Source organism: Jiangella sp. DSM 45060, assembly GCF_900105175.1.
Classification (GTDB): domain Bacteria; phylum Actinomycetota; class Actinomycetes; order Jiangellales; family Jiangellaceae; genus Jiangella.
Genome location: NZ_LT629771.1, coordinates 4,411,437 through 4,436,082 on the forward strand (window position 1 = coordinate 4,411,437; position 24,646 = coordinate 4,436,082).

The following is a 24,646-nucleotide window of genomic DNA, read 5'->3' on the forward strand; positions in this document are numbered from 1 at the left end:
CGGGTCCAGCAGCGGAGTGGACCGCCGCCGGGATGGGAGACGCCGGGTCAGACGATGCAGAATTCGTTGCCTTCGGGGTCGTGGAGGACGGTCCAGGCGTTGCCGGACTGCTCGACCGTGCCGCTGACCGTCGCGCCGGCGGCGACGAGTTCGGCGACCTTGGCGGCGATGGCGGCCTGGACGTCGGCCTCCGGCGGCCGGCCTCCGGAAGCGTCGGTGTAGCGCCAGGCGCGGACGTCGAGGTGGACGCGGTTCTTCGAGGTCTTGGGCTCGGGGACCCGCTGGAAGAAGATGCGCGGCAGGACGCCGCCCGGGTCGATGATGGCGCTGGCGGAGTCCCACTGATCCTCCGGGACGTTCCAGGCGGCGAGCGCTTCGTCCCAGGTCGCGAAGCCCTCGGGCGGCGGCTCGAGCTGGTAACCGAGCGCCAGCGCCCAGAACTCGGCCAACCGGCGCGGATCGGCGGCGTCGAAGGTGAGGTTGAAGATCTCGGAGGCGATCGGCATCTTCGCATCCTGCCAGCCGCCACCGACAACCTCCGGACCGACGGCCTCCGGGTCAGACAGTGGCGGGCTGACGGCCCGAGGGCGGGCGAGAAGCGACGAGCAGGGCACGGTGACGGCGCGCGTCGGCGCAGGGGCAGTGCGGACGAGCCCGGCGACCCAGCGGGACGGCGACGGGCGGGCGGCCGGGCGGGCCGGCGGCCGGACGGGCCGGCGGCCCACTGCGGGGCCTCAGTGCGGACGAGCCCGGCGACCCAGCGGGACGGCGACGGGGCGGGCGGCCGGGCGGGCCGGCGGCCCACTGCGGGGCCTCAGTGCGGGCGAGCCCGGGGTCCGGGCGGGACGGTGACGGGGCGGGCAGAGCGGGCCGGCCGGCCGGGTGGCAGCGGCGACGGGGGCGGCGGGGGCGGGTCAGTGCGGGCTGATCACGGCGGCCAGCAGGCCAGGCCCGACGTGGGCGCCGATGACCGCGCCGACTTCGGTGACGACGACGGAGCCGAGGGTGGGGAGGCGGTCGGCGAGGCGGGCGGCGAGTTCATCGGCGCGGGCGGCGTTGTCGAGGTGGTGGACGGCGAGGTCGACGCGGCCATCGGCGGCCAGGGCACGCTCGACGGCGAGGTCTTCGAGGCGGGCGCGGGCCCGCGCCGACGTGCGCACCTTCTCGAGGAGGTCGACCCAGCCGTCGCGGAGGTGGAGCAGCGGCTTGATCGCCAACGCCGTACCCACCACGGCCGACGCGGCGCCCACCCGCCCACCGCGACGCAGGTACTCGAGCGTGTCGACGTAGAAGAAGGCGGACGACCGAACGGCGCGGTCGAGGGCGAGCGCCGCCACCTCGTCCGCCATCAGCCCGCGCTCCGCCGCCGACGCCGCCACCAGGACCGCGAAGCCGAGCCCCATGCCGAGCGACCGCGAATCGACGACGTGGACCGGGATCGGCGCGTCTCGGGCGGCCAGCCGGGCCGCGTCGGCCGTGCCGGAGAGGCTGCCGGAGATGTGCACGGACACGACGGCGCCGAACCCCTCGGCGGCGGCCGACTCGTAGGTGTCGAGGAACACGCGCGGGCTCGGCCGCGACGTCGTCACGGGCACGTGCGCCCGCAGCGCGTCGGCCACCTCCCGCGGGCCGAACCGGGTCTGGACGCCGACGCCGCCCGCGCGGCCGCCTCGCTCACCCAGGCGGCCGGCCCCGAGCCCAGAACCGGGCTCAGAGCCAGGCCCGAACCCAGCTCCAGGCCCGAACCCAGCACCGGCCCCAGGCGTCCATTCGTCCACCGCGACCCCGTCGACGACCACCTGGAGCGGCACCACCCGGATGCCGTGCTCGTCGACGTCGGCGGCGGCGAGGTGTGCCGTCGAGTCGGTGACGACCGCGACCCGCCCGGTCACGGACGTCAGCCCGGAACGACGTTGACCAGCTTGGGCGCCCGCACGACCACTGTGCGGACGGGCCGGCCGTCCAGGGACCGCTGCACCGCCTCGGACGCCAGCGCCAGCTCCCGCAGGTCGTCCTCGGTGATCGACGGCGGGACGTCCAGGCGGTCGCGGACCTTGCCCGCGACCTGGACGACGCACGTGACGGTCTCTTCGACCAGGTACCGAGGGTCGGCCACGGGGAACGGCTGGCGCGCCAGGGAGCCGGGGTGGCCCAGCCGCGACCACAGCTCCTCGGCGATGTGCGGCGCGACCGGCGCCAGCATCAGCACCAGCGCCTCGGCCGCCTCGCGGGGAACGACGTCCAGCTTGGTCAGGTGGTTGTTCAGCTCGATCATGCGGGCGATGGCGGTGTTGAACCGCATGGCCTCCATGTCGGTGCGTACGGCGTCGATGGTGCGGTGCAGCACCCGCAGCGTGGCGTCGTCGGCCGGATCGGAGCCGACGACGACCGCACCGGTCTGCTCGGAGACGATGTTGCGCCAGACCCGCTGCAGGAACCGCAGCGACCCGACGACGGCGCGGGTCTCCCAGGGCCGGGACAGGTCCAGCGGGCCCATGGACATCTCGTAGACGCGGAAGGTGTCGGCGCCGTAGTCGCGGTACATGTCGTCGGGCGTGACCATGTTCTTCAGGCTCTTGCCCATCTTCCCGTACTCACGGGTGACCGGCGCGCCGTCGAACAGGAACTGGTCGCCGGACTCGACGACCTGGTCGGCCGGCACGTACGACCCGCGCGCGTCGACATAGGCGTAGGCCTGGATGTAACCCTGGTTGAACAGCTTGTGGAACGGCTCTTCGCTGGACACGTGGCCCAGGTCGAACAGCACCTTGTGCCAGAACCGCGAGTACAGCAGGTGCAGCACGGCGTGCTCGACGCCGCCGATGTACAGGTCGACGCCGCCCACGTCGCCGTTGGCGCGCGGGCCCATCCAGTACTGCTCGACCTCGGGGTCGACCAGCCGGTCGGTGTTGGCGGGGTCCAGGTAGCGCAGCTCGTACCAGCAGGAACCGGCCCAGTTCGGCATGGTGTTGGTGTCGCGGCGGTACGTCTTGGGACCGTCGCCCAGGTCCAGCTCGACGTTCACCCATTCGGGGACGCGGGCCAGCGGCGGCTCGGGCTCGCTGTCGGCGGCGTCGGGCGGGTACGTGCGCGGCGAGTAGTCGGGCACCTCGGGCAGCTCGACCGGCAGCAGCGAGTCGGGCACCGCGATGGGCTGGTCGTTCTCGTCGTACACGACGGGGAACGGCTCGCCCCAGTAGCGCTGCCGGCTGAACAGCCAGTCGCGCAGGCGGTAGGTGACGGTGCCCTCGCCGGTGCCCTTCGACTCCAGCCACGCGATGATGGCGGCCTTCGCCTCGGCGACGCCCATGCCGTCCAGCGAGATCTCGTCGTTGGCAGAGTTGACGGCGGGTCCCTCGCCCACGTACGCCTCGCCGTCGAAGCCGTCCGGCGGCTGCACCGTGCGGATGATCGGCAGCTCGAACCGCGTCGCGAACTCCCAGTCGCGCTCGTCCTGGCCGGGCACCGCCATGATGGCGCCGGTGCCGTAGCCCATCAGCACGTAGTCGGCGACGAAGACGGGGATGCGGGTGCCGGAGACGGGGTTGACGGCGTACGACCCGGTGAACACGCCGGTCTTGTCGCGGCCCTCGGTCTGCCGCTCGACCTCGGTCTTCGCGGCGGCCTCGGCGCGGTAGGCGCTGACGGCGTCGGCGGGCGTCGCGTGCCCGCCGGTCCACGCCGGCCGGGCGTCGGCCGGCCAGGCGGACGGCGTCAGCGCGTCGACCAGCGGGTGCTCGGGCGCGACCACCATGAACGTGGCGCCGAACAGGGTGTCGGGACGCGTCGTGAAGATCTCCAGCGGGCCGGCGTCGGTGCCGAAGCGCACGTTCGCGCCGGTGGACCGGCCGATCCAGTTGCGCTGCATCGTCTTGACCTTCTCGGGCCAGTCGATGCGGTCCAGGTCGTCGATCAGCCGGTCGGCGTAGGCGGTGATGCGCATCATCCACTGGCGCAGGTTGCGCTTGAACACCGGGAAGTTGCCGCGCTCGCTGCGGCCGTCGGCGGTGACCTCTTCGTTCGACAGCACCGTCCCCAGCCCGGGGCACCAGTTCACCGGCGACTCGGACACGTACGCCAGCCGGTGGTCGTCGATGACGCGACGGCGCTCCACCTCGCTCAGAGCACTCCAGGACGCGCCGCCGGGCACCGGACGCGACCCGTCCTCGAACGCGGCGACCAGCTCGGCGATGGGCCGCGCGCGCCCCGCCGACTCGTCGTACCAGGACTCGAAGATCTGCAGGAAGATCCACTGCGTCCACCGGACGTAGCCGGGGTCGATGGTCGCGAACGTGCGCCGGTTGTCGTGCGCCAGCCCCAGCCGGCGCAGCTGCCGCCGCATGGTCGCGATGTTCTCTTCGGTGGTCTTGCGCGGGTGCTGGCCGGTCTGGACGGCGTACTGCTCGGCCGGCAGCCCGAACGCGTCGTAGGCCAGCGCGTGCAGGACGTTGTCGCCGCGCATGCGCCGGTAGCGGCCCAGCACGTCGGTGGCGATGTAGCCCAGCGGGTGCCCGACGTGCAGGCCCTTGCCGGACGGGTACGGGAACATGTCCATCACGAAGAACTTGTGCTCGGGCAGCTCGGCGCCGGGCTCGGCCAGCGGGCCGGTGGGGTTGGGCGCGTTGAACGTGCCCTCGTGCTCCCAGCGGTCCTGCCAGCTCTGCTCGATCTGGCCGGCCACCTCGGCGGTGTAGCGGTACGGCGCGTCGTCGGCAGGCGTGGTCGTCGGGCCGGTGTGCGTCTGGCTCATCGGAATTCGTCCCTCATCTGTGGTCGGGGGCCCGGAACTAACTGGCACCTAAAAGAAGGGACCCCTCACGCAGGAGGGGTCAGCCGCGCCGACGTGACGCCGCTGGAGGGCGTCCGTTTCAAGTCAGCGCGGCCCGATAAGGAGCAGCAGGCCTCGCACGTTGCCAGAATAGCGCACCGGCCGGGCAGGCGGCCCTAGGGTTGCGGTCATGGACGTCCCCGGCTGGGTGTGGACGCTGACGGTGGCCGGCATCGCCGGGCTGCTGGCCTTCGACTACGTCGTCCATGTCCGCAAGGCGCACGTCCCGACGCTGCGCGAGGCGGCCGTGTGGTCGGCGCTGTACGTCGGCATCGCCATCGCGTTCGGCCTGGGCGTCCTCGTGTTCGGTGGCGCGGCGATGGGCACCGAGTACTTCGCCGGCTACCTCACCGAGAAGGCGCTGTCGGTCGACAATCTGTTCGTCTTCCTCGTCATCCTGCACAGCTTCCGGGTGCCGCGGGAGTACCAGCAGAAGGCGCTGCTGTTCGGCATCACGTTCTCGCTGATCGCCCGCACCGCGCTGATCTTCGTCGGATCGGCGCTGATCAACACGTTCGCGTGGGTGTTCTACGTGTTCGGGCTGGTGCTGCTGGTGACGGCGGGCAACATGCTCAAGCCGCGTGGCGGCGAACCGGACGAGGGCGAGAACGTCGCCGTCCGCCTCGCCCGGCGGCTGTTCCACACGACCGACGACTACGAGGACGGCCGGCTGTTCACCGTCCGCGACGGCCGCCGCGCGATGACCCCGCTGGTGCTGGTGATGGTGGCGCTGGCCGGCACGGACGTGCTGTTCGCGCTGGACTCCATCCCGGCGATCTTCGGGCTGACGCAGAACGTGTACCTGGTGTTCACGGCCGTCGCGTTCTCGCTGCTCGGGCTGCGCCAGCTGTACTTCCTCATCGACGGGCTGCTGGACCGGCTGATCTATCTGGCCTTCGGGCTGGCGGTGATCCTGGGGTTCATCGGCGTGCGGCTGATCCTGCACGCGCTGCACGAGAACAACCTGCCGTTCGTCAACAACGGCGAGCCGGTCGAGGTGGTCGAGCTCAGCACCGGTCTGTCGCTCGGCGTCATCGTCGTGGTGCTGGTGGTGACGATCGTCGCGTCGCTGGTCAGCCGGACGGGGCGGGCACAGACGGCCATCGCCAACGCCCGCCGGCACGCGACCGCCTACCTCGACTCCGAGTACACCGCCGACCCGGCCGAGCGGGAGCGGATCTTCCAGTGCCTCGTCGACGAGAAGCAACAGATCATCGCGCTCGGCCCGAGGTACCGGCAGATGGCCCGCGACGCCGACGGCCTGCTGGAGTTGGCCGACCGGGCCAAGGCCAGCCACGACGCGGCGGTGTCGCGCGGCGAGGCGCCGACCGGCCCGCACCACTGACGGCGGGGGTCAGAACACGAGGTACCAGCGGTCCCAGAACTCGATGGTGATGAGCATCGCGATGATCAGGAACCACACCGTGACGATGAGCCCGCGGCTCTCGACGACGGTCCTGCGCAGCCATGCGGGCGCCTTGAGGTGCCCCTCGGAGAGGTTGTAGCCGGTGGTGTAGACGAAGATCGGGATGGTGACGACCCAGACGACCATGCAGTACGGGCACAGCGCCCCGATGTAGTACGTGGTCTGCGTGAACAGCCAGGTGACGAACACCGCGCCGCCCAGCGCGCCGGTGTTGAGGCCGAGCCAGAACCAGCGCGGCAGCTTGGCGCCCGTCAGCGCCACCACACCGGCGGTGATGACGACCGGGAACGCCGCGACACCGATGATCGGATTGGAGAAGCCGAACAGCGACCCCTGCCAGCTCTCCATGACGGTGCCGCAGGTGACGATCGGGTTGAAGCTGCAGGAGGGCGTGTAGGCGGGGTCCTCGAGCAGGCGTATGCGCTCGATGACCAGCATCGCCGACGCGAACAGGCCGATCGCGCCGCCGACGGCCAGCAGCCAGCCGAGGACCTTGATCGAGGCACGCGTCTCGGGGAGCTCGAACTCGGCGTCCTCGAGGTGTTCCTTCTCCTGCACGGCCATGACTCACCCGGGGTTGTTCGTAGGGATCCGACGGCTCCTCAACGTACGCTACCCGCGTTTGGTGCCGCAGGGGCCGATGGTCCTTTGACCATATGCGAGGATTGCAGCAATGCACTGGTCAGGGCGACGTTCCACCGGCGGGCCGCTGGCGGCTGCCGTCGTCGCGGTGGCGGCGCTCGTCGTCGTGCTGGCGCTGGCCGTCGGGCCGGCCGAGGTGCGCGAGCCGGGCTGGCTGAGCGGCACCGCCGATCCCGCGCGGGTCGAGCCGGTCGAGCCGCCGCCCACGTTCGACCTCGGGCAGACGGGGCAGCCGATTCCCGACGGCGGGACCGGCGGGTTCTCCGTGCCGTGGCCGGTCGTGCTGACGATCGCGGCGCTCGCCGCGGCGTACCTCGCCTATTACCTGCTGCGACGGCTGTTGCCGGAGCTGCGGGGACGGGTGGCGCGCCGGCGGACGGTGCTCGGCGGGCACGTCGAGGCGCTGGACGACCCCGGCGCCGCCGACGACCTGCGCGACGGCGCCCGTTCGGCCGCGACCGCGCTGGCCGGACCGGCGCCGGACGCCGCGGCGGCGGTGGTGGCGGCGTGGCTGGCGCTGGAGTCGGCCGCGGCCGGCACTGGGGCGGCCCGCGACCCGGCCCAGACGCCGACGGAGTTCACGGCCGCGCTGCTGCGCCGTCACCACGCCGACGAGGGTGCGGTGGCGACGCTGCTCGGGCTGTACCACCGGGCCCGGTTCGCGGCCCGGCCGGACCTCGGGCCGGACGACGTCGACGCGGCGCGGCGGGCGCTCGGCCTGGTGGTCGAGACGATCGGAACGGCGGCGGCCCGATGAGCCGCCGGGTGCTCGTCCGGGCCGTCCTGCTGGGCGCGGCCGCCGGGGCCGTGACCTGGCTGTTCGGCGTCCAGGGCGGGCGGCCGATCCTGATCGGCGCCTGTGTGACGGCCGGGACGCTGGCCGTGCTGGGCATCGAGCCCGGCTGGTACGGACGCTGGCCGGCCCGGCCGAAGCCGGCGTCCGGCGGCGGGTCCGGGCAGGTGTGGCGGCTGGCCAACCGGCTACGCCGCTACGAGAACGACTACGACCCCGCGTTGCACCAGCGGCTGCGCTCGCTCGCCGCCGCCAGGCTGCGACGGCTGGGGCTGGAGTGGGACGATCCGCGGGCGGCCGAGGCGCTCGGCCACGACGTGCATGCGACGCTGTCCGCCGCGGCGATGCGGCCCAGCCTGCGCGACGTCGACGCGGTGCTGAGCGCGATCGAACGACTCGACAAGCCAGAAGGAGCCGGTCCATGACGACCTCCAGCAGCACGGCCCTCCCGGTCGCCGAGGTGGCCCGCGTCGGGTCGGAGGTCCTCGACGGCGTCGGGACGGCGGTCGTCGGGATGCGGCGGACGCTGCGGCTGGCGCTGGCCGCGATCCTGGCCGGCGGGCACGTCCTGTTCGAGGACGTCCCGGGACTGGGCAAGACACTGGCCGCGCGCAGCCTGGCCGCGGCGCTGGGGCTGGAGTTCCGCCGGCTCCAGTGCACGCCCGACCTGCTCCCGGGCGACGTCACGGGGTCGTTCGTGTGGGATCCCGGGACGCGCGAGTTCGGGTTCCGGCCGGGACCGGTGTTCGCGGGCCTGCTGCTGGCCGACGAGATCAACCGGACGCCGCCGAAGACGCAGTCGGCGCTGCTGGAGGCGATGGCGGAGCGGCAGGTGACGGTGGAGGGCCGCACGTTCGCGCTGCCGCGGCCGTTCCACGTCCTGGCCACGTCGAACCCGGTCGAGTACGAGGGCACCTACCCGCTGCCGGAGGCGCAGCTGGACCGCTTCATGCTGCGACTGTCGGCGGGCTACCTGGAGCCGCCGGACGAGGCGCAGGTGCTGGCCAGGCGCATCGCCCGGCGTCAGGAGGCGGCCGAGGTCGAGCCGGTCGTCGACGCCGAGACGGTGCGCGGGCTGCAGGCCGGCGTCGAGAGCGTCGACGCGGACCCGTCGATCGTCGCGTACTGCGTCGACCTCGCCGCCGCCACGCGGCGGCACCGGGCGGTCGAGGTGGGCGCGTCGCCGCGCGGGTCGCTGGCGCTGCTGCTCGCCTCACGGGCGCTCGCGGTGCTCGACGGCCGCGACTACGTGCTGCCGGAGGACGTGAAGGAGGTCGCGGTGTCCGCGCTGGCGCACCGGCTGACACTGACGCCGGAGGCGTGGACCACCCGCCTGCGCACCGCCGACATCGTCACCGAGGTGCTCGGACAGGTCCCGGGCCCGGCCTCGGGCCGATGAGCCGCGACCTCGTCTGGCGGGCCACGCCGGCGCTGGCCCGGTCGCTGCTGCTGCCGGCGCTGCTGGCCGCGACGGGGCTGGCGCTGGGCCGCGCGGACTTCGTCCTGCTCGGCGTCCCGCTGGTCGTGGGCACCACGCTGGCGCTGGGGACGGCGGCCGAACGGCGTGCGCGGCGGCCGCCGCCCGAGGTGCGCGCCATCGGGCCGCGGATCCTCGACGCCGGCCGGTCCGTCCCGGTCGCGGTCCGGCTCGGGCCGTCCGACGCGCAGCTGGTCGCGACGGTGCTGCCGCCGGCCGAGGCGGGCGGCGACGCCGACGCCGTCGCGGTGGCCGCGCCCGCGGACGGCGAGCGGCAGCTGGTGGTCGAGGTGACGGCGCCGCGCTGGGGTGCGCAGCAGCTGGCCCGTCCGGACCACCTCGCGGCCGCCGCCGACGGCCTGCTGGTCGCCGGGCCGGTCGCCGGCACGCCGTACACCGCGCAGGTGCTGCCCGCCGTCGCGCCCGCCCTGCCGCCCGGGCCGCTGCCGCCGCGTCCGGCCGGCATGGTCGGCGCGCACCGCACCCGCCGTCCCGGCGAGGGCACCGAACTGCACGACGTGTCGCCGTTCCAGCCCGGTGACCGGCTGCGGCGCATCGACTGGCGGGTGACGGCGCGCCAGGCCGGCCCGCGCGAGACGCTCTATACGCGGCACACGCTGGTCGACGCCGACGCGGACGTCGTCTGCTGCCTGGACAACCGCTACGACCTCCCCGCCGACGTCGCCGCCTGGCTGGACCTCGGCGAGCACGCCGAACGGCCCGGCCGCACCAGCATCGACGTCGCCGTCGACACCGTCGCGTCGGTCGCGGCCGCCTACATCGAGCACGGCGACCGCGTCGGCATCCTCGACCTCGCGCGCCCGCTCGACCCCGTCCACCTGGGCAGTGGCCGCCGGCACCTGCTCCGGCTGCGCACGCACCTCGCCCGGCACACGCGGCGGCCCGGATCGGGCGACGCGCTCCCCGCGCCCCGGCACGCCCCGCGGCTGCCGCCGGGCGCGATCGTCGTCGTCACCTCGGTCTTCCTGGACGACGCGCCAGGCACGCTCGCGGTGACGTGGCGGCGGCGCGGGCATCCGGTGGTCGCGGTCGACGTGCTGCCGGCGCCGCTGGTCCTCGACGCCGCCGACGCCGCGACGACGCTGGCGGCCCGGCTGGTGCTGGCCGAGCGGCAGGAACGGATCCGGGCGCTGGAGGCGGCCGGCGTGCCCGTCAGCGCGGCCGACCCGGCGGCGCTGGGTCTCGGCCTGGCCCGGCTGCGGCTGCTCGCCCGCGGGGTGCGACGGTGACGGCGGCGGCCGCGCCCGGCGCGCCCGGCGCGCCCGGCGCGCTGGGACCGGCGCTGCCGGGCTGGGCGCTGCGCCCGGCGCTGGCGGCGTCCGTCGTGGTGACGGTGCTCGCGGTGGCCGGCTGGACGCCGGTGTCGCCGGTCGTGCTGGCGGTGGCGCTGCTGGCCGGCGGCTCGGCGACGGCGCTGCCGGCCTCGCACGCGACGACGGCGTTCCTGGCGGTGTGCGCGCTGTGCGGGCTGGCTGCCGACGGCGCGATCACGGGCTGGCTGAGTCTCGCGGTGCTCGGCGCGCACGCCACCCACGTGACGGCGTCGCTGGCCGCCGTCGTGCCGCCGCGGTCGACGGTGGAGTGGGCGGCGCTGCTGCCCTCGCTGCGCCGCTTCGCGGTAGCGCAGGCCGCCGGCCAGCTGTTGGTGCTGCTGGCGTGGGCGCTCTCCTGACTGACGCGGCCGGCCGCGGTCAGGGGTGGTGGGCGCAGCGGTCGTCGACAAGCACCTCGACCGCGGTGTCGCCCGCCAGCACGCACGACGGCGGCAGCGTGAACCAGCGCAGCGCCTCGAACTCGTCCGACAGCCCGGTCGGCCCGTCCTCGACGTCGTCCGGCCGGCCGGCCAGCACGTCGCGCGCGTCGGCCAGGTGCTCGGCGAGCGCGTCCTCACCAACCCGCTCGTGCCGCTCGGCGCCGACCAGTAGGCCCTGCTCGTCGTAGCGCAGCCCCGTCAGCCGGACCGGCGGGCGCGACGTCCCCTCGCGGTGCCGCCACAGCCCGGTGTGCGGGTCGAAGCCGTAGTCGGGCAGCAGGCGTTGGCCGTCGCGGGCGATCAGCGCGACCGCGTCGACCAGGTAGTCGCGGACGGTGTCGGAGATGAAGTAGTTGAAGTTCAGGCGGGTCCAGCCGGGCTTGATGCCCTCGCAGCCGACGCCGACGACGTCACGGAAGCCGCGCGACTCGTCCGGACCGACGGACAGCAGCCGGTGGCCGTACGGCCCCGCGCAGGAGCAGCCGCCGCGGGCCTGGATGCCGAACAGGTCGTTGAGCAGCGCGACGACGAAGTTGTGGTGCAGGAAGCGGGCGCCGTGGCGGATGCGGAACGACACGATGGACAGCCGCGGGACGTCGGGGTTGCCGAGCACGTCGATCTGCGGCACGTCCCGCCAGCGGCGCAGCGCGTGGCGCCAGAGCGCCTCCTCGCGCTCTTGGATGAGGTCGGTGCCGACGGCGTCCTTGAGCCCGAACACCAGCCCGGCCCGGATCGACTCGACGATGGCCGGCGTGCCGCCCTCCTCGCGGGCGACGGGGTCGTCGAGGTAGCGGTGCTCGTCGGGGCTGACGAACTCGACGGTGCCGCCGCCGGGGACCGACGGGACCTCGTTGCGCACCAGCGCGCGGTCGACCACCAGCACGCCGGGGGTCTGCGGCCCGCCGACGAACTTGTGCGGCGACAGGAAGATGGCGTCCTTGTGGTCGCCGGCGCCGGGCGCGCTCTCGGCCATGCGGATGGGGACGTACGGCCCGGCGGCGGCGTAGTCCCAGAACGACAGCGCGCCGTGCTCGTGCAGCAGGGCCGCGATGCGGTCGGCGTTCGTCAGCACGCCGGTGACGTTGGACGCCGCCGAGAAGCTGCCGATGCGCAGCGGCCGGTCGGCGTACGCCCGCAGCAGGTCGTCGAGCTGGCGCAGGTCGATGTGGCCGTCGGCATCGGTGTCGACCGCGACGACGTCGGCGATGGTCTCGCGCCACGGCAACTCGTTGGAGTGGTGCTCGTACGGCCCGACGAACACCACCGGCCGGTTCTGCGGGACGTCGTACAGGACGCCGTGCCGCTTGGGCGCGCCGGCCGGCAGCCGCAACTCGAGGATCGCGACCAGCTTGTTGACGGCGGACGTGGCGCCGGACCCGGTGAAGACGACCAGGTGGTCGTCGGTGCCGCCGACGGACTCGCGGATGGTCCGGCGGGCGTCCTCGCGCAGCAGCGTCGTCTGCAGGCCGGTGCCGGAGCTCTCGGTGTGCGTGTTGGCATAGAGCGGCAGCACCTGCTCGCGGACGAAGTCCTCGATGAAGTCCAGCGACCGTCCCGACGCGGTGTAGTCGGCGTACGTCATGCGGCGGGCGCCGTACGGCCCGTGCAGGACCTCGCCCTCGCCGATGATGCCGCGGCGTATGCGCTCGATCAGCGACGTCGTGACCATGCCGGCCCCCTCTTCCGTGTTCTCCCAGGATGCACCCTCTGGGGGCCACTGGAGTGGTTCGTGGTCGCTGGTGGTGCGGCTCGGTGGTTGCCGCCGGTGCGGTCCTGGTCGCCCGATGGTGCGGCTCGGTGGTTGCCGACGGTGCGGTTCGCGGTCGGCAGGGATGGGCAGCGGTGCGGTTCGCGGTGGGCAGCGGTGCGGTTCGCGGTGGGCAGCGGTGCGGTTCGCGGTCGGCGGTGGGGGTCGGGCCCCTCCCGGCCGGGAGGGCACCCACCCTACGGGCGGGCCGCGTTGACCAGGCGTGAACGCCGGCCGGTCCAGCAGGCATCAACCCGTGCCCGGCCAGGCGTCAACCCTCTGACCCCGCTTGGTCGCCTGATCATCTTCGGAGGAACGATCAGGGGACGAACACGCCGCGGACTGGGTCGGTAGGTCACCTGATCATCTCCACCAGGTGGACAAGAAACGATCAGGTGACGTACCGGCCGCCAACCGTGGCAGTACGTCACCTGATCACCGCCAGGCCGGCCGGCCTGGCGGGCGGAGGCTGGAGGTCGGCGGAGGGGTCGGGCCCCTCCCGGCCGGGAGGGCACCCACCCTACGGGCGGGCCGCGTTAACCAGGCGTGAACCGCCAGCTGGTCAACACCGGACGTGACCTGCCGCCCGGCCGGCCGGCGGAGGCTCGAAGTCGGCGCAGGGGTCGGGCCCCTCCCAGCCGGGAGGGCACCCACCCTACGGGCGGGCCGCGTTAACCAAGCGTGAACGGCCGATCGATCCCCCGGCGTGAACCCCGGCTGGTCACCGCCGGCGAACCGCCAGCCGGCCGCCCGGGCGCGGACCACCCGGAGCCCGCGGAAACCGCCGTCACGCGTTTCGTGACTTTTTGGTAGCCAACGGGTGAATGTTTACCTACGCTGTGACACCACGTTCGTGCCCCCGGCAGAGGGAGTCACACCGATGCCCGACCTCGACGACGTCCCCGGCCGGCGGCGGCTGCTCCCGCTGCTCGACGGTGCTCGCGGCGGCCGCAGCGCCATGACCTGCCGCTACCGCTGCGCCGACGCCTGCGCTCACGAAGCACCCAACACCAGCGACAACGCCTACTTCGGCGACATCGTCGAGGCCGCCGTCAGCCGCCGCGGCCTGCTCCGGGGCGGGGCCGTCGCGGCCGCCGTCGTGGTCGGGGGCGGGTCCGGCACCCTGGCCGCCGTCGCATCCGGCGGCGGCCCCACCGACACAGCAGTCCCGCCCAGGCCGGACCACTCGGACGCACCCGAGTACGGCCGGCCGGTCGGTTTCCGCCCGGTCGGCGACAACACGCTGGACGCCGTCGTCGTCCCGAACGGGTACGACTGGTCGGTCACCATCGCGTGGGGCGATCCGCTGTTCCGTGGCGCGCCGGAGTTCGACTTCGAGCACCAGACGGCGGCCGCACAGCGCGAGCAGTTCGGCTACAACTGCGACTTCGTGGCCGTCTACCCGCTGGACCGCCGCTTCGAGCGCGCGCTGCTCTGGGTGAACCACGAGTACACGAACGAGGAGCTGATGTTCCGCGGCTGGACGGGCGCGGAAGGCGCCACCGTGGAGCAGCTGCGTATCGCGATGGCGGCGCACGGCGGATCGATCGTCGAGATCGAGCGGGTCGGCGACACCGGCGAGTGGCGCCCCGTCGACGGACGCCGGCGCTACAACCGGCGCATCCACGCCGGCACCCCGTTCCGCGTCACCGGCCCGGCCGCCGGCAGCGACCTGCTGCGCACGGCGGCGGACCCGGAGGGAACGACCGTCCTGGGCATGCTGAACAACTGCGCCGGCGGCACCACGCCGTGGGGCACCGTGCTGACCGGCGAGGAGAACGTCAACCAGTACTTCGGTGCGTCCGCCGACGTCACCGACCCCGAGACGGCCGCGCGATACACCCGCTACGGCATCCGCACCACCGCCGGCACCAGCCGCGCCTGGGAGCGCGCCGACGCCCGCTTCGACGTCAGCGGCGAGCCGAACGAGCCGAACCGGTTCGGCTGGGTCTGCCAGATCGACCCGTACGACCCGCGCTCGACGCCGCACAAGCTCACCGCGCTGGGCCGGTTCAAACACGAGGGCGCGACGACGGCGCTGACGGCGGACGGCCGGGTCGCGGTCTACATGGGCGACGACGAACGGTTCGAGTACGTGTACAAGTTCGTGTCGTCGGGCCGGTTCCGCACCGGCAGCGGCGACCGCGACCGCCGGCACAACCTGGCCCTGCTCGAGGACGGCGACCTCTTCGTCGCCCGGTTCACCGGCGACAGCCCGGCCGCCGAGATCGACGGCTCCGGCCGGTTGCCGTCCGATGGGTTGTTCGACGGCGCCGGCGAGTGGCTGCCGCTGGTCAGCGGCGGCGAGAGCGCCGTCGACGGCATGAGCGTCGAGGAGGTGCTGGTGTTCACCCGGCTGGCCGCCGACCGCGCCGGCGCGACGAAGATGGACCGCCCCGAGGACGTCGAGCCGCACCCCGTCACCGGCACCGTCTTCATGGCGCTGACCAACAACGATCGCCGCACCCCCGCTCAGGCCGACGAGGCCAACCCACGGGCCACCAATCGGTGGGGGCACGTCATCGCGCTGGACGAGGACGGCGGCGACGCGGCCGCGACGACGTTCACCTGGTCGATCGTGCTGGTCGCGGGTGACCCCGACGACTCGTCGACGTACTACGCGGGCTTCGACAAGTCACAGGTCAGCATGATCAGCTGCCCCGACAACGTCGCGTTCGACCCGTCCGGACGGCTCTGGCTGGCCACCGACGGCATGCCGGGGTCGGTCGGCGCCAACGACGGCATGTTCGTCATGCCCCTCGACGGTGACGACGCCGGCCACCTGCGCCGGTTCGCCTCGGTCCCGGTCGGCGCCGAGTGCTGCGGCCCGTGCATCACACCCGACGGCCGCACCGCGCTGATCGCCGTCCAGCATCCCGGTGAGGAGGACGGCGCCTCCCCCGAGGCGCCCGCGTCTACGTTCCCCTACGGCGACCAGCCGCGGCCGTCCGTCGTCACCGTCTGGCGCACCAGCCCGACCGGCGGCCCGTTCATCGGGGACTGAGCTCGGGGGGTGGGAAGGGCGGGCCGGCGTTCCTCGTCCGCGCGTCGGCACCGTCCCACCCCTGGTCAGAGCCTTAGCACAGGCTCTCCTAACTCATTTGTCCTTTACCTGCTGTTCGTCCTGACGTGGTGGTTCCCGTTCGCACCAGTTCCTAGGTTCTGGTGAGAACGTGCCGGAGCTGTGACGAAGGGACTCCCATGCCCGAACCCGAAGGTGCCCAGCGCCGCCGCCTGCTGCCCGTCCTGGGCGGCGTGCACGGCGGCCGCAGCGCCATGACGTGCAAGTACCGCTGCGCCGACGCCTGCTTCCACCCGGTGCCGAACGAGAGCGACAACGAGTACTTCGGCGACATGGTGAACAAGGCGATGTCGCGGCGCGGCCTGCTCCGCAGCGGCGCCGTGGCCGCGCTGGTCGTCGGGTCCGGTGTCGGGAGCGGCGCGCTGGCCGCCGCCGCTGCCCCGGCGAGCACGACGTCGTCCGGCCCGAAGCCGCCGAACCCGAGCTTCCCGGACGTGCCCGAGCGCGGCCGCCCGGTCGGCTTCCGCTCCGTCGGCGACAATACGCTCGACACCATCGTCGTGCCCAACGGCTACGACTGGTCGGTGACGGTGGCCTGGGGCGACCCGATCTTGCCGGGCGCGCCCGAGTTCGACTTCGACCACCAGACCGAGGCCGCGCAGCTGCAGCAGTTCGGCTACAACTGCGACTTCGTGGCGATCCTGCCGCTGGACCGCAACTTCACCAAGGGCCTGCTCTGGGTGAACCACGAGTACACCAACGAGGAGCTGATGTTCCGCGGCTGGACCGGCGCCGCCGCGGCGACCGTCGACCAACTGCTCATCTCGCAGGCCGCGCACGGCGGCTCCGTCGTCGAGATCGAGCGGGTCGCCGAGACCGGCGAGTGGCTGCCCGTCACCGGCCGCCGCCGCTACAACCGGCGCATCCACACCAAGACCCAGTTCGCCGTGACGGGCCCGGTGGCCGGCAGCGACCTGCTCAAGACCAGCGCCGACCGCACCGGCACGAAGATCCTCGGCATGCTGAACAACTGCGCCGGCGGCACCACCCCGTGGGGCACCATCCTCACGGCCGAGGAGAACTTCAACCAGTATTTCGGCGCGTCGGCGGCCATCACCGACCCGGCCGTCGCGGCCCGCTACGCCAGGTACGGCATCCGCACCGCCGCCGGCACCGAGCGCGGCTGGGAGAAGACGGACAAGCGCTTCGACCTCGCGCAGGAGCCGAACGAGCCGAACCGGTTCGGCTGGATCGTCGAGATCGACCCGTTCGACGCCGACTCAACCCCGCGCAAGCACACCGCGCTCGGCCGGTTCAAGCACGAGGGCGCGACCATCTCCATCGCCGAGGACGGCCGCGCCGTCGCCTACATGGGCGACGACGAGCGGTTCGACTACGTGTACAAGTTCATCTCGAAGAACGCGTACCGCCCCGGTAACAGCAAGCGCGACCGCGACTCCAACCTGCGGCTGCTGGAGGAGGGCGACCTCTACGTCGCGAAGTTCACCGGCGACAGCCCGGCCGGCGAGATCGACGGCACCGGCAAGCTGCCCTCCGACGGCGAGTTCGACGGCACCGGCCAGTGGCTGCCGCTCGTCGTCGGCGGCAAGAGCAAGGTCGACGGCATGTCGGTCGAGGAGGTCCTCACCTTCACGCGCCTCGCCGGCGACAAGGTCGGCGCCACGAAGATGGACCGCCCCGAGGACGTCGAGCGCAACCCCGTCACCGGCACCGTCGTCATCGCGCTGACGAACAACACCGCGCGCAACGCGTCCACCGGCGTCGAGGAGCCGAACCCGCGTCTGAACAACAAGTGGGGCCACATCGTCGGCATCGACGAGGACGGCAACGACGCGGCGGCGCTCACCTTCACCTGGCGGATCCTGGTGCTGGCGGGCAATCCGTCCGACCCGTCGACCTACTACGACGGCTACGACAAGTCGCAGGTCAGCCACATGTCCTGCCCGGACAACGTGGCCTTCGACCCAGCCGGCCGGCTCTGGATCTCCACCGACGGCATGCCCGGCGCCAGCAGCATCGCCGACGGCCTGTTCGTCATGCCGGTCGAGGGCGACGACAAGGGGCATGTCCGCCGGTTCGCGTCGGTGCCGCGCGGCGCCGAGTGCTGCGGCCCGTTCATCACGCCGGACGGCCGCACCGCCACCATCGCGGTGCAGCACCCGGGTGAGGGCAGCGGCGCCTCGCCGGACAACCCCCTCTCGACCTTCCCGTACGGCGACCAGCCGCGGCCGTCCGTGGTCACGGTGTGGCGCAAGAGCCCGACGGGTGGTCCGTTCATCGGCGACTGACGCTCGTCCCGTTAGGGCTCCGGCAGCCTGCCGGGGCCCTTTCGCCGTTCCCGGACTCCGCGTAGGGTGGGAGAGCGCTTTCCGTCCGCGTCGCGCAGGAGGTTCGTCGTATGGGTGCAGGGCGGCCGGGGTTCCCCGGCGGAACGGCGGTCAGCCATCTCACCGTCTACGACTGGCCCGGTGACGACGGACTGGCCGGCGGGTCGCCGCACCTCCACACGGCGTCGGGCGAGGGGTACGTGGTGGTCGGCGGCAGCGGCCGGCTCGAGACGCTGAGCGCCGAAGGTGTGGGCTCGCACCCGCTGACCGCCGGCACCGTGCTGTGGTTCACGCCGGGGACGGTGCACCGGCTGGTCAACGACGGCGGCCTGCAGATCGTCGTCGTCATGCAGAACGCCGGACTGCCCGAGGCCGGCGACGCCGTCTTCACCTTCCCCGACGAGGTGCTGGCCGATCCCGTGCAGTATGCGGCGGCTGCCGCGCTGCCGTCTGGGCCTGGTTCCGGGCTCGCGGAGCATGCGATCGCCGCCGCGGCCCGGGCCCGCCGCGACCTCGCGCTGGCCGGCTTCGCCGACCTCCGTCGCCGCGTCGAGGTGGAGGGGCCGGCCGCGCTGTCGTCGCTGTACGAGCGGGCCGGTGCGCTGGTCGCGGCCAAGGTGCCCGGCTGGCAGTCGACGTGGTCGCGGTCGGTGCGCGCGGAGGTCGACGAGACCGGCCGCGTGCTGACCGCCCTCGCCGGCGCCGACGCGAGCCACCTTCACGCCGCGTCGGTGCACGTCGGTGAGCGGCGCGAACAGCCCTACCGGTACGGCATGTGCGGCCGGCTGCGCACCTGGGACGTGGCCGCGCTCGTGGGATAACGGCACATGCTCCGTCGCGGCCGAGTCTGTCGGTGCCCGCCCGTAGGGTGGGCCCCACCCGGGCCGGGAGGGGTCCACCTACCAGCCAACGCGACGTCGCCAAACGCACCGGCCGAGACCGCCGAGACGACCGTGTGCCGCCGGACACCGGGAGCGCCACCCGGTGTTCAACCGGCATTCAGCGACGATCCGTAGCATCCCGGACACCCCCACCCCTGGAGGACCCCGTGCGCCTACCCAGACCGTCCCTACTCCGGACCGCGACCCTGGCCACCGCTCTTGCCGTCGCTCTGCCGGTCACCGCCCTCAGCGCGGCGACCGTCGCGGCGCCCGCGGCAGCGGAAACGGCCGAGACAGACGAGCCCGCAGTCATCCTCAGCGAGGACTTCGAGGGCGGTGAGATCCCGGTCGGCTGGAACCCCGTCGACGGCCAGTGGTCGGTGTCGGACGGGCGGCTGGTCGGCGTCAGCACGTCGTCGAGCCAGTTGTCGCGCATCACGTTCGGCCCGCACCTGCGCAACTTCCGGGTCGAGGTGACGGCGCGGTTCGAGCAGGTCGCCAACGCCGCCCGGTGGACCGCCGTCGGCATGGACATCGCGCCCGACGGGTCGACGCCGTGGTGGATCGCGACCATGCGCAGCGGCACCACCGCCGCCAACGGGCTCGAGTTCGCCCAGCGCACCACGTCAGACGGCTGGAACGTGACGAACACCGCCGCCGCGCCGCACGCGGCCGGCACGGGCCGGGACGTCCGCATCGCCGTCGAGGTGCACGGCAGCCGGGCCACCTGGATCTTCGACGGCCAGGAGGTCATGCGCACCAGCGCCCTGCAACGCAGCGAGGGCGGCGTGCTCGGCCTGATCGTGAACGGCAGCACCGTATCCTTCGACGACCTCGTCGTCACGGAGCTGGAGGAGGAGCCGGTGATCCGACCGGTCGGACCCGGGTCGACGCCGGCCGTGGTGGCGCACCGCGGCTACTCGTCCGTCGCGCCCGAGAACACCCTCGCCGCGGTGGAGTCCGCGCTGCGCAGCGGCGCCGACTACGTCGAGGTCGACGTCGCGAGCAGCGCCGACGGCGTGCCGATCATCCTGCACGACAACACGCTCGACCGGACGACCGACGGCACCGGCGCGCTGCCGTCCGTGACGTCCGACTACATCGAGGGTCTCGACGCCGGGTCGTGGTTCTCGACGGCGTTCACCGGCCAGCCGGTGCCGACGCTGCACGACGTGCTCGCGCTGATGAAGGGCCGCGCGCCGGTGCTGCTGCTGGAGGTCAAGGGCCCGGAGACGTACGCCGAGCTGGAGGTCATCGTCGGCCAGCTGCGCGAGCAGGGGCTGATCGAGCAGACCCTGCTGCAGAGCTTCGACGTCCAGGTGCTGCGCGACGTGCGGGCGATCGAGCCGGAGCTGCGGCTCGGCCTGCTGCGCTCCAGCCTCGACGCCGACCCGGTCGCGACGGCGCGCGACCTCGGCGTCGTCAGTTACAACCCGTCGTGGACGGCGCTGCAGACCAGCACCGACGTCGTCGCCGACCTGCACGAGGCCGAGATCGCCGTCATGCCGTACACCATCGACGACCCCGCCCAGTGGGCCATCCTGCGCGACCTCGGCGTCGACGGCGTCATCACGAACAAGCCGGGCGAGCTCGTCGGCTGGAACGCGCGGCACGTGCAGACGGTGCCGGACGAGCCCACGGTGGCGTTCGCGGCCCCGGCCGACGGTGCGACGCTGACCCGCGGCGACGTGCTGGTGCCGGCGGTGACGTCGGAGCGGGCCGAGTCGATCGCACTCACGCTGGACGGCGCGGAGGTCGCCGAGGGCGCCGCCATCGCCGTCGACACGCTGGCCGCGGGCGAGCACACGCTCGAGGTGACGGCCACCGGCGTCAGCGGCACCGCCACCGCGACCACCACGGTGACGGTGCAGCCGTCGGCGGCCGGGCTCGTGCGCCTCGCCACCGGACCGGACGTCGGCCGGGCGCTGCGCGACCAGCTGCTGCGCGCCATCGACCGGTCCGACTGGATCCGGGTCGCGTCGATCGCCGAGGCCGGGGTCGGCGGAGAGCACCTGCCGGCCGAACTGGCCGCGCTGATCGCCGCCGACGCACGGGCGCTCTGACCCACCGGCAGATCCGCCCGACGCCAGCACCACGGCATGGCTCGGCGTCGGCGGACTCTGTCGGTGCCCGCCCGTAGGGTGGGCACCCTCCCTAGAGGGGCGGGTCATACCTACCCCGTCGAGTCGGCCGTCCGGGTGGGCCCCTCCTGCGTGGTGCGGGTCACGCCTACCCCGTCGAGTCGCCCCTCTCGGGTGGGCGCCTCCTGAGTGGGGCCGGGTCATGCCGACTCCGTCGGGCCGCCGTCAGTCGAGCAGGTGCTTCTGCGCCCGCTCCATGACGACGGCCCGCTCGGCGTCGGCGGAGTATGTCGGTGCCCGACCGTAGGGTGGGCACCCTCCCTAGAGGGGCGGGTCATACCTACCCCATCGAGTCGGCCCTCCGGGTGGGCACCCACCCCGGAGGGTCGCCCTCCAGGGCGGGCACCCTAGCTGGACATCGCACCTGGTGGGGCTGGCGCCTACCCCACCGGGTCGTCGTCAGTCGAGCAGGTGCTTCAGCGCCCGCTCCATGACGGCGGCTCGCTCGGCCGCGTCCTCGATGCCCTCCAGGCCGAACCCGGCGTAGAGCGTGCCGGGCGTCGCCGTCACGGCCGCCTCCGGGAAGCCGCCGGCCGTGGTGCGGACGAAGTCGTTGGCGTTGGGCGCGCTCCCCTCGGGCGGGCCGGGCACCTCCCAGCCGCCGAGATCGGTCTCGAACGACGTGTCGCCGTCGCCGGTGCTGACGGTGATGTCGTCGACGAAGACGCCCAGGCCCTGGACCGCCCAGTCGCTGGCGTAGCTGATGGACAGCTCGACGTCGCCGCCGGCGTAGGCGGACAGGTCGATCGACCACTGCTGCCAGCCGCCGGAGTTGCCCGACGCGGCGTTCCACTCGCCGGTCGTGCCGGTCGGCAGGCAGGTGTCGCCGTCGACGACGGTCTGGTAGTGCTCCAGCTGGGGGTGCAGGGCGTTCCATCCGGCCGTGCAGCTGCCTTCGGCGGCGATGTCCTGTGTGGTGTGCCCGTTCAGCTCGGGCAACGTCGTCCAGTCGTCGGTGCCGGCGGGTGCAGCCTCGACGAACAGGTGGTCCCAGTCGGCCTCGGTGTCGTACGACGTCCAGAAGGACAGCGTCGCGCCGCCCGCGGGAACCGACACCGTGTTGGTCAGCCGCTTGAACGAGACGTCGCCGATCTGCGAGTAGACGTAGAAGTCGCCGGTGTGCGGCTCGAACGGGCCGCCCTCGCGGTCCCAGCGCGCCGCGACCCAGCTGTCGAACTGCGGGTACGTCTCCGGGTCGAGGATGCCGCTGGTGACGACCTGCGAGTTGCTGTGGTCCTGGTTCCCGGCCGGGTCGAATCCCCAGCCCAGACCCTCGAACGGGCCCTCGTCGCCGCCGATGACGTCGAGCAGGCCGTCCTCGGTGGTGCCGGCGTCGTCCACCAGGAGGTAGGCGCCGAGCCAGTACTGCAGCACGTCGTTGGTGAGGTCGCCGGAGCCGGCCAGCACCCGGCAGCGCGCCGCGACCACGGGCGAGGAGGAGCACTGCGCGTTCGCCGCCGTCGGGTCGTAGGCCTGCAGCCCGAGGTTCTGGGTGTACTGGCTGCCGGCGTACTTGCCGGTGTAGAGCACCTGGCCGCCCTCGTTGAGGAAGTCGCGGACCTCCAGCAGCTCGTCCATGGCCAGCCGCGACGCGTTGCCGCCGGCCCAGCCCGGCTCGCGGGTGACGATGTCGTCGCCGGTGTACCAGACGACGGCGTCGTAGTGCGACAGCACGCCCAGGGCGTCCGGCGCCGTCCGGCCGCGGGCGTCGACGTCGTACACGTCGTACCCGACGCCGTTCGCCGTCAGCGCCTCCTCGTAGGCGGCCAGATGGTTCGGCCCGCCGGCCTGCACCGGCGAGGCGCCGGTGTAGTCCTCCGCGGCCAGCACCAGCACCTCGTCGCCGGACTCCGAGACCGCCGTGTAGGTGAACGAGTCGCTGGTCTGCCCGCCGCCCTCGAACCACACCTCGACGGTGTCGCCGGGGTCGGTGCCGGTGACGACGCCGCTCATCACCCGGTAGTAGACGTCGGTGCCGCCGCCGTAGCGGTCGCCGCCGTCCCACTCCTCGGTGGGCGCGCTCTGGACCGGGCCGCCGTCGACGCGGTACTTCACCGTGACGTCGCCGAGGTCGCGCTTGGCCAGCACCCGCACCTCCTGCGGGTCGCCGTAGGAGTAGTCGAAGGTGAAGTCCGCCTGCGGCAGCCCGGCCTTGTAGGTGTCGTCGCTGCGCAGGTAGAACGGCTTCGTCGTGAGGCCCAGGTGCGACACCGGGTCGTCCGGGTCGGCCGCGGACCTCGCGACGTCCATGGCGAACGGCAGCACCTTCTCGAACTCGGCCTGCACCAGCGCCTCGTCGTCGGGGAAGACGAACCCGCTGCCGGGGACGCCCTCGCCCAGTTCGGGCGTCCACGCGAGGGTGCCGCGCTCGGCGTGCGCGAAGTCGGTGGTCTCGCCGTTGGTCACGTACAGGACGTCCGACGACAGGCCCGGTTCCCAGCCGGGGATCGCCGGGGTGTCCAGGTTGCCCGACAGCGCGAAGTAGATCGGGTCGTCCGCGCTCGGGGTGCCGGTCTGCCAGCCCTCGGGGTACAGCAGCCACTCGCCGGCCGAGTGCCAGTTCACGTGGAAGGCGAAGTCGACGCGGTCGTAGAGCGCGAGCATCGCCTGCGTCTCCGGCTCGGAGGCGGCCTCCGGCCCGCGGTAGGTGTCGCTGGAGATCAGCGACGACGAACCCTCCTCGTCGTAGCGGAAGTGCTCGGGGTAGTTGCGGTTCGGGTCGACGCCGTCGAGCGCCGTGGTGGTGCCGTCGCCGTCGTTGTCGCGCAGGTTCTTCCGCCACAGCCGCTCGGCGTCGAACGTGTACTGGTAGCCGTCCGGGTTGGCCACCAGCACGAACCAGTACTCGTTGCGCCGCAGCAGGCCGCGCACCTCGCGGTCGTTGGCCCGCCAGCCGTCTACCAGGCTGGTCAGCATCCGGCGGTTGACCTCGCCGGAGATCCACTCACGGGCGTGCTGCAGCGAGCTGTACAGCACCGCCGGACGGGTGCCGTCGGCGATGCCGCGGGCACCCTGGGTCAGCTTGAGCGCGATGATCTCGCGGCCCTCGTACGTCTTGCCGAGCACGACCAGCTTGGCGATCTGCGGGTTGTCCTTCGCCAGGTCGTACAACTGGTCGCGCAGCCCGCCGTCCTCGTCCCAGGACCGCCAGACGGTGTACCCGGCGGCCGCCTGCCGGGCCGCCGCCTCGGTGGCGCTCAGCCCGTCGGCGTTGCGCTTCACCACGACGTCGACGCCGCGGCCGCGCAGCGCCCGCACCTCGTCCTCGGTGAGCACCAGGTCCATGTGGACGCCGGACGCGGTCGGCTCGGCGGCGGTGACGTCGAGGCCGTCGGCGCTGATCTCGGCCGCCTGCTGGGCGGTGACGTCGGCGGTGTAGGCCTCGAGTTCGCCGCCGTCGTCGGCGCCCGCACCGCTGGTGACCAGCAGCGAGACGCCGAGCCCGAGGGTGGCGGCAGCGGCGGTGAGACGGCGGGAGCTACGACGAGATGCGGCCATGCTGGACTCCTTCGTCCGAGGACGACCCCCCTGGCGCGCCCCGCCCGGACCGTAGCGGCCGTGGCCGAT

At 73.1% G+C, this 24,646-nt stretch carries 16 protein-coding genes; 10 read left to right on the forward strand and 6 right to left on the reverse strand.

Going from position 1 to position 24,646, the window contains the following annotated elements; all coding sequences use genetic code 11:
- Positions 1–47: 47 nt before the first annotated feature.
- The 3 genes from BLU82_RS19660 to leuS form a co-directional block, all read right to left on the reverse strand.
- Entirely contained in the window at positions 48–506 is a 459-nt protein-coding gene (locus BLU82_RS19660) for a VOC family protein (RefSeq protein ID WP_172885651.1), read from the reverse strand.
- A 408-nt stretch (positions 507–914) separates the two neighbouring features.
- Positions 915–1,892 (reverse strand): DegV family protein, encoded by a 978-nt coding sequence (locus tag BLU82_RS19665; RefSeq protein ID WP_197682338.1) that lies wholly within the window; start codon positions 1,890–1,892, stop codon positions 915–917.
- Between the two features lie 5 nt (positions 1,893–1,897).
- Complete coding sequence (gene leuS, locus BLU82_RS19670) at positions 1,898–4,750, reverse strand: leucine--tRNA ligase (protein WP_092622793.1); 2,853 nt, start codon at positions 4,748–4,750, stop codon at positions 1,898–1,900.
- A 208-nt stretch (positions 4,751–4,958) separates the two neighbouring features.
- Here leuS and BLU82_RS19675 point away from each other — a divergent pair, with 208 nt between their 5' ends.
- Positions 4,959–6,173, forward strand: coding sequence for a TerC family protein (locus BLU82_RS19675; RefSeq protein ID WP_092622794.1), 1,215 nt, complete (start codon positions 4,959–4,961; stop codon positions 6,171–6,173).
- A 9-nt stretch (positions 6,174–6,182) separates the two neighbouring features.
- Here the strand turns inward: BLU82_RS19675 and BLU82_RS19680 are convergent, their stop codons facing one another.
- Positions 6,183–6,818, reverse strand: coding sequence for a vitamin K epoxide reductase family protein (locus tag BLU82_RS19680; protein WP_092622795.1), 636 nt, complete (start codon positions 6,816–6,818; stop codon positions 6,183–6,185).
- Between the two features lie 109 nt (positions 6,819–6,927).
- Between BLU82_RS19680 and BLU82_RS19685 the strand changes: the two genes are divergently transcribed.
- The 5 genes from BLU82_RS19685 to BLU82_RS19705 are packed head-to-tail and all read left to right on the forward strand — an operon-like array spanning position 6,928 to position 10,859.
- Positions 6,928–7,653: a DUF4129 domain-containing protein gene (locus BLU82_RS19685; protein WP_092622796.1), complete on the forward strand. Its 726-nt coding sequence runs from the start codon at positions 6,928–6,930 to the stop codon at positions 7,651–7,653.
- The gene (locus BLU82_RS19690; protein WP_092622797.1) at positions 7,650–8,114 is read left to right on the forward strand and encodes a hypothetical protein; all 465 of its coding nucleotides are present in this window, start codon (positions 7,650–7,652) and stop codon (positions 8,112–8,114) included. Before BLU82_RS19685 ends, BLU82_RS19690 begins: the two co-directional genes overlap by 4 nt.
- Positions 8,111–9,088 carry a MoxR family ATPase gene (locus tag BLU82_RS19695; RefSeq protein WP_092622798.1) on the forward strand — a complete coding sequence of 326 codons (978 nt, stop codon included), beginning with the start codon at positions 8,111–8,113 and terminating at the stop codon, positions 9,086–9,088. Before BLU82_RS19690 ends, BLU82_RS19695 begins: the two co-directional genes overlap by 4 nt.
- A complete protein-coding gene (locus tag BLU82_RS19700; RefSeq protein ID WP_092622799.1) occupies positions 9,085–10,416 on the forward strand; it encodes a DUF58 domain-containing protein in 1,332 nt (443 codons plus the stop codon). The genes BLU82_RS19695 and BLU82_RS19700 overlap by 4 nt, the downstream gene beginning before the upstream one ends.
- Positions 10,413–10,859: a hypothetical protein gene (locus tag BLU82_RS19705; protein ID WP_092622800.1), complete on the forward strand. Its 447-nt coding sequence runs from the start codon at positions 10,413–10,415 to the stop codon at positions 10,857–10,859. The genes BLU82_RS19700 and BLU82_RS19705 overlap by 4 nt, the downstream gene beginning before the upstream one ends.
- A 19-nt stretch (positions 10,860–10,878) precedes the next feature.
- On the opposite strand, the gene BLU82_RS19710 is transcribed toward BLU82_RS19705, so the two are convergent.
- Positions 10,879–12,609, reverse strand: coding sequence for an aminotransferase class V-fold PLP-dependent enzyme (locus BLU82_RS19710; RefSeq protein ID WP_092622801.1), 1,731 nt, complete (start codon positions 12,607–12,609; stop codon positions 10,879–10,881).
- A 958-nt stretch (positions 12,610–13,567) separates the two neighbouring features.
- On the opposite strand from BLU82_RS19710, the gene BLU82_RS19715 reads away from it, so the two are divergent.
- The 4 genes from BLU82_RS19715 (at position 13,568) to BLU82_RS19730 (ending at position 21,001) form a co-directional block, all read left to right on the forward strand.
- Positions 13,568–15,691, forward strand: coding sequence for a PhoX family phosphatase (locus BLU82_RS19715; protein ID WP_092622802.1), 2,124 nt, complete (start codon positions 13,568–13,570; stop codon positions 15,689–15,691).
- 197 nt (positions 15,692–15,888) lie between these two features.
- Complete coding sequence (locus BLU82_RS19720; RefSeq protein ID WP_092622803.1) at positions 15,889–18,018, forward strand: PhoX family phosphatase; 2,130 nt, start codon at positions 15,889–15,891, stop codon at positions 18,016–18,018.
- A gap of 110 nt (positions 18,019–18,128) precedes the next feature.
- The gene (locus BLU82_RS19725; RefSeq protein ID WP_092622804.1) at positions 18,129–18,878 is read left to right on the forward strand and encodes a cupin domain-containing protein; all 750 of its coding nucleotides are present in this window, start codon (positions 18,129–18,131) and stop codon (positions 18,876–18,878) included.
- Positions 18,879–19,105: 227 nt separating this feature from the next.
- Positions 19,106–21,001 (forward strand): glycerophosphodiester phosphodiesterase family protein, encoded by a 1,896-nt coding sequence (locus tag BLU82_RS19730; RefSeq protein WP_092622805.1) that lies wholly within the window; start codon positions 19,106–19,108, stop codon positions 20,999–21,001.
- 477 nt (positions 21,002–21,478) lie between these two features.
- Here the strand turns inward: BLU82_RS19730 and BLU82_RS19735 are convergent, their stop codons facing one another.
- Positions 21,479–24,577 (reverse strand): M14 family metallopeptidase, encoded by a 3,099-nt coding sequence (locus BLU82_RS19735; protein WP_092622806.1) that lies wholly within the window; start codon positions 24,575–24,577, stop codon positions 21,479–21,481.
- Positions 24,578–24,646 lie beyond the last annotated feature (69 nt).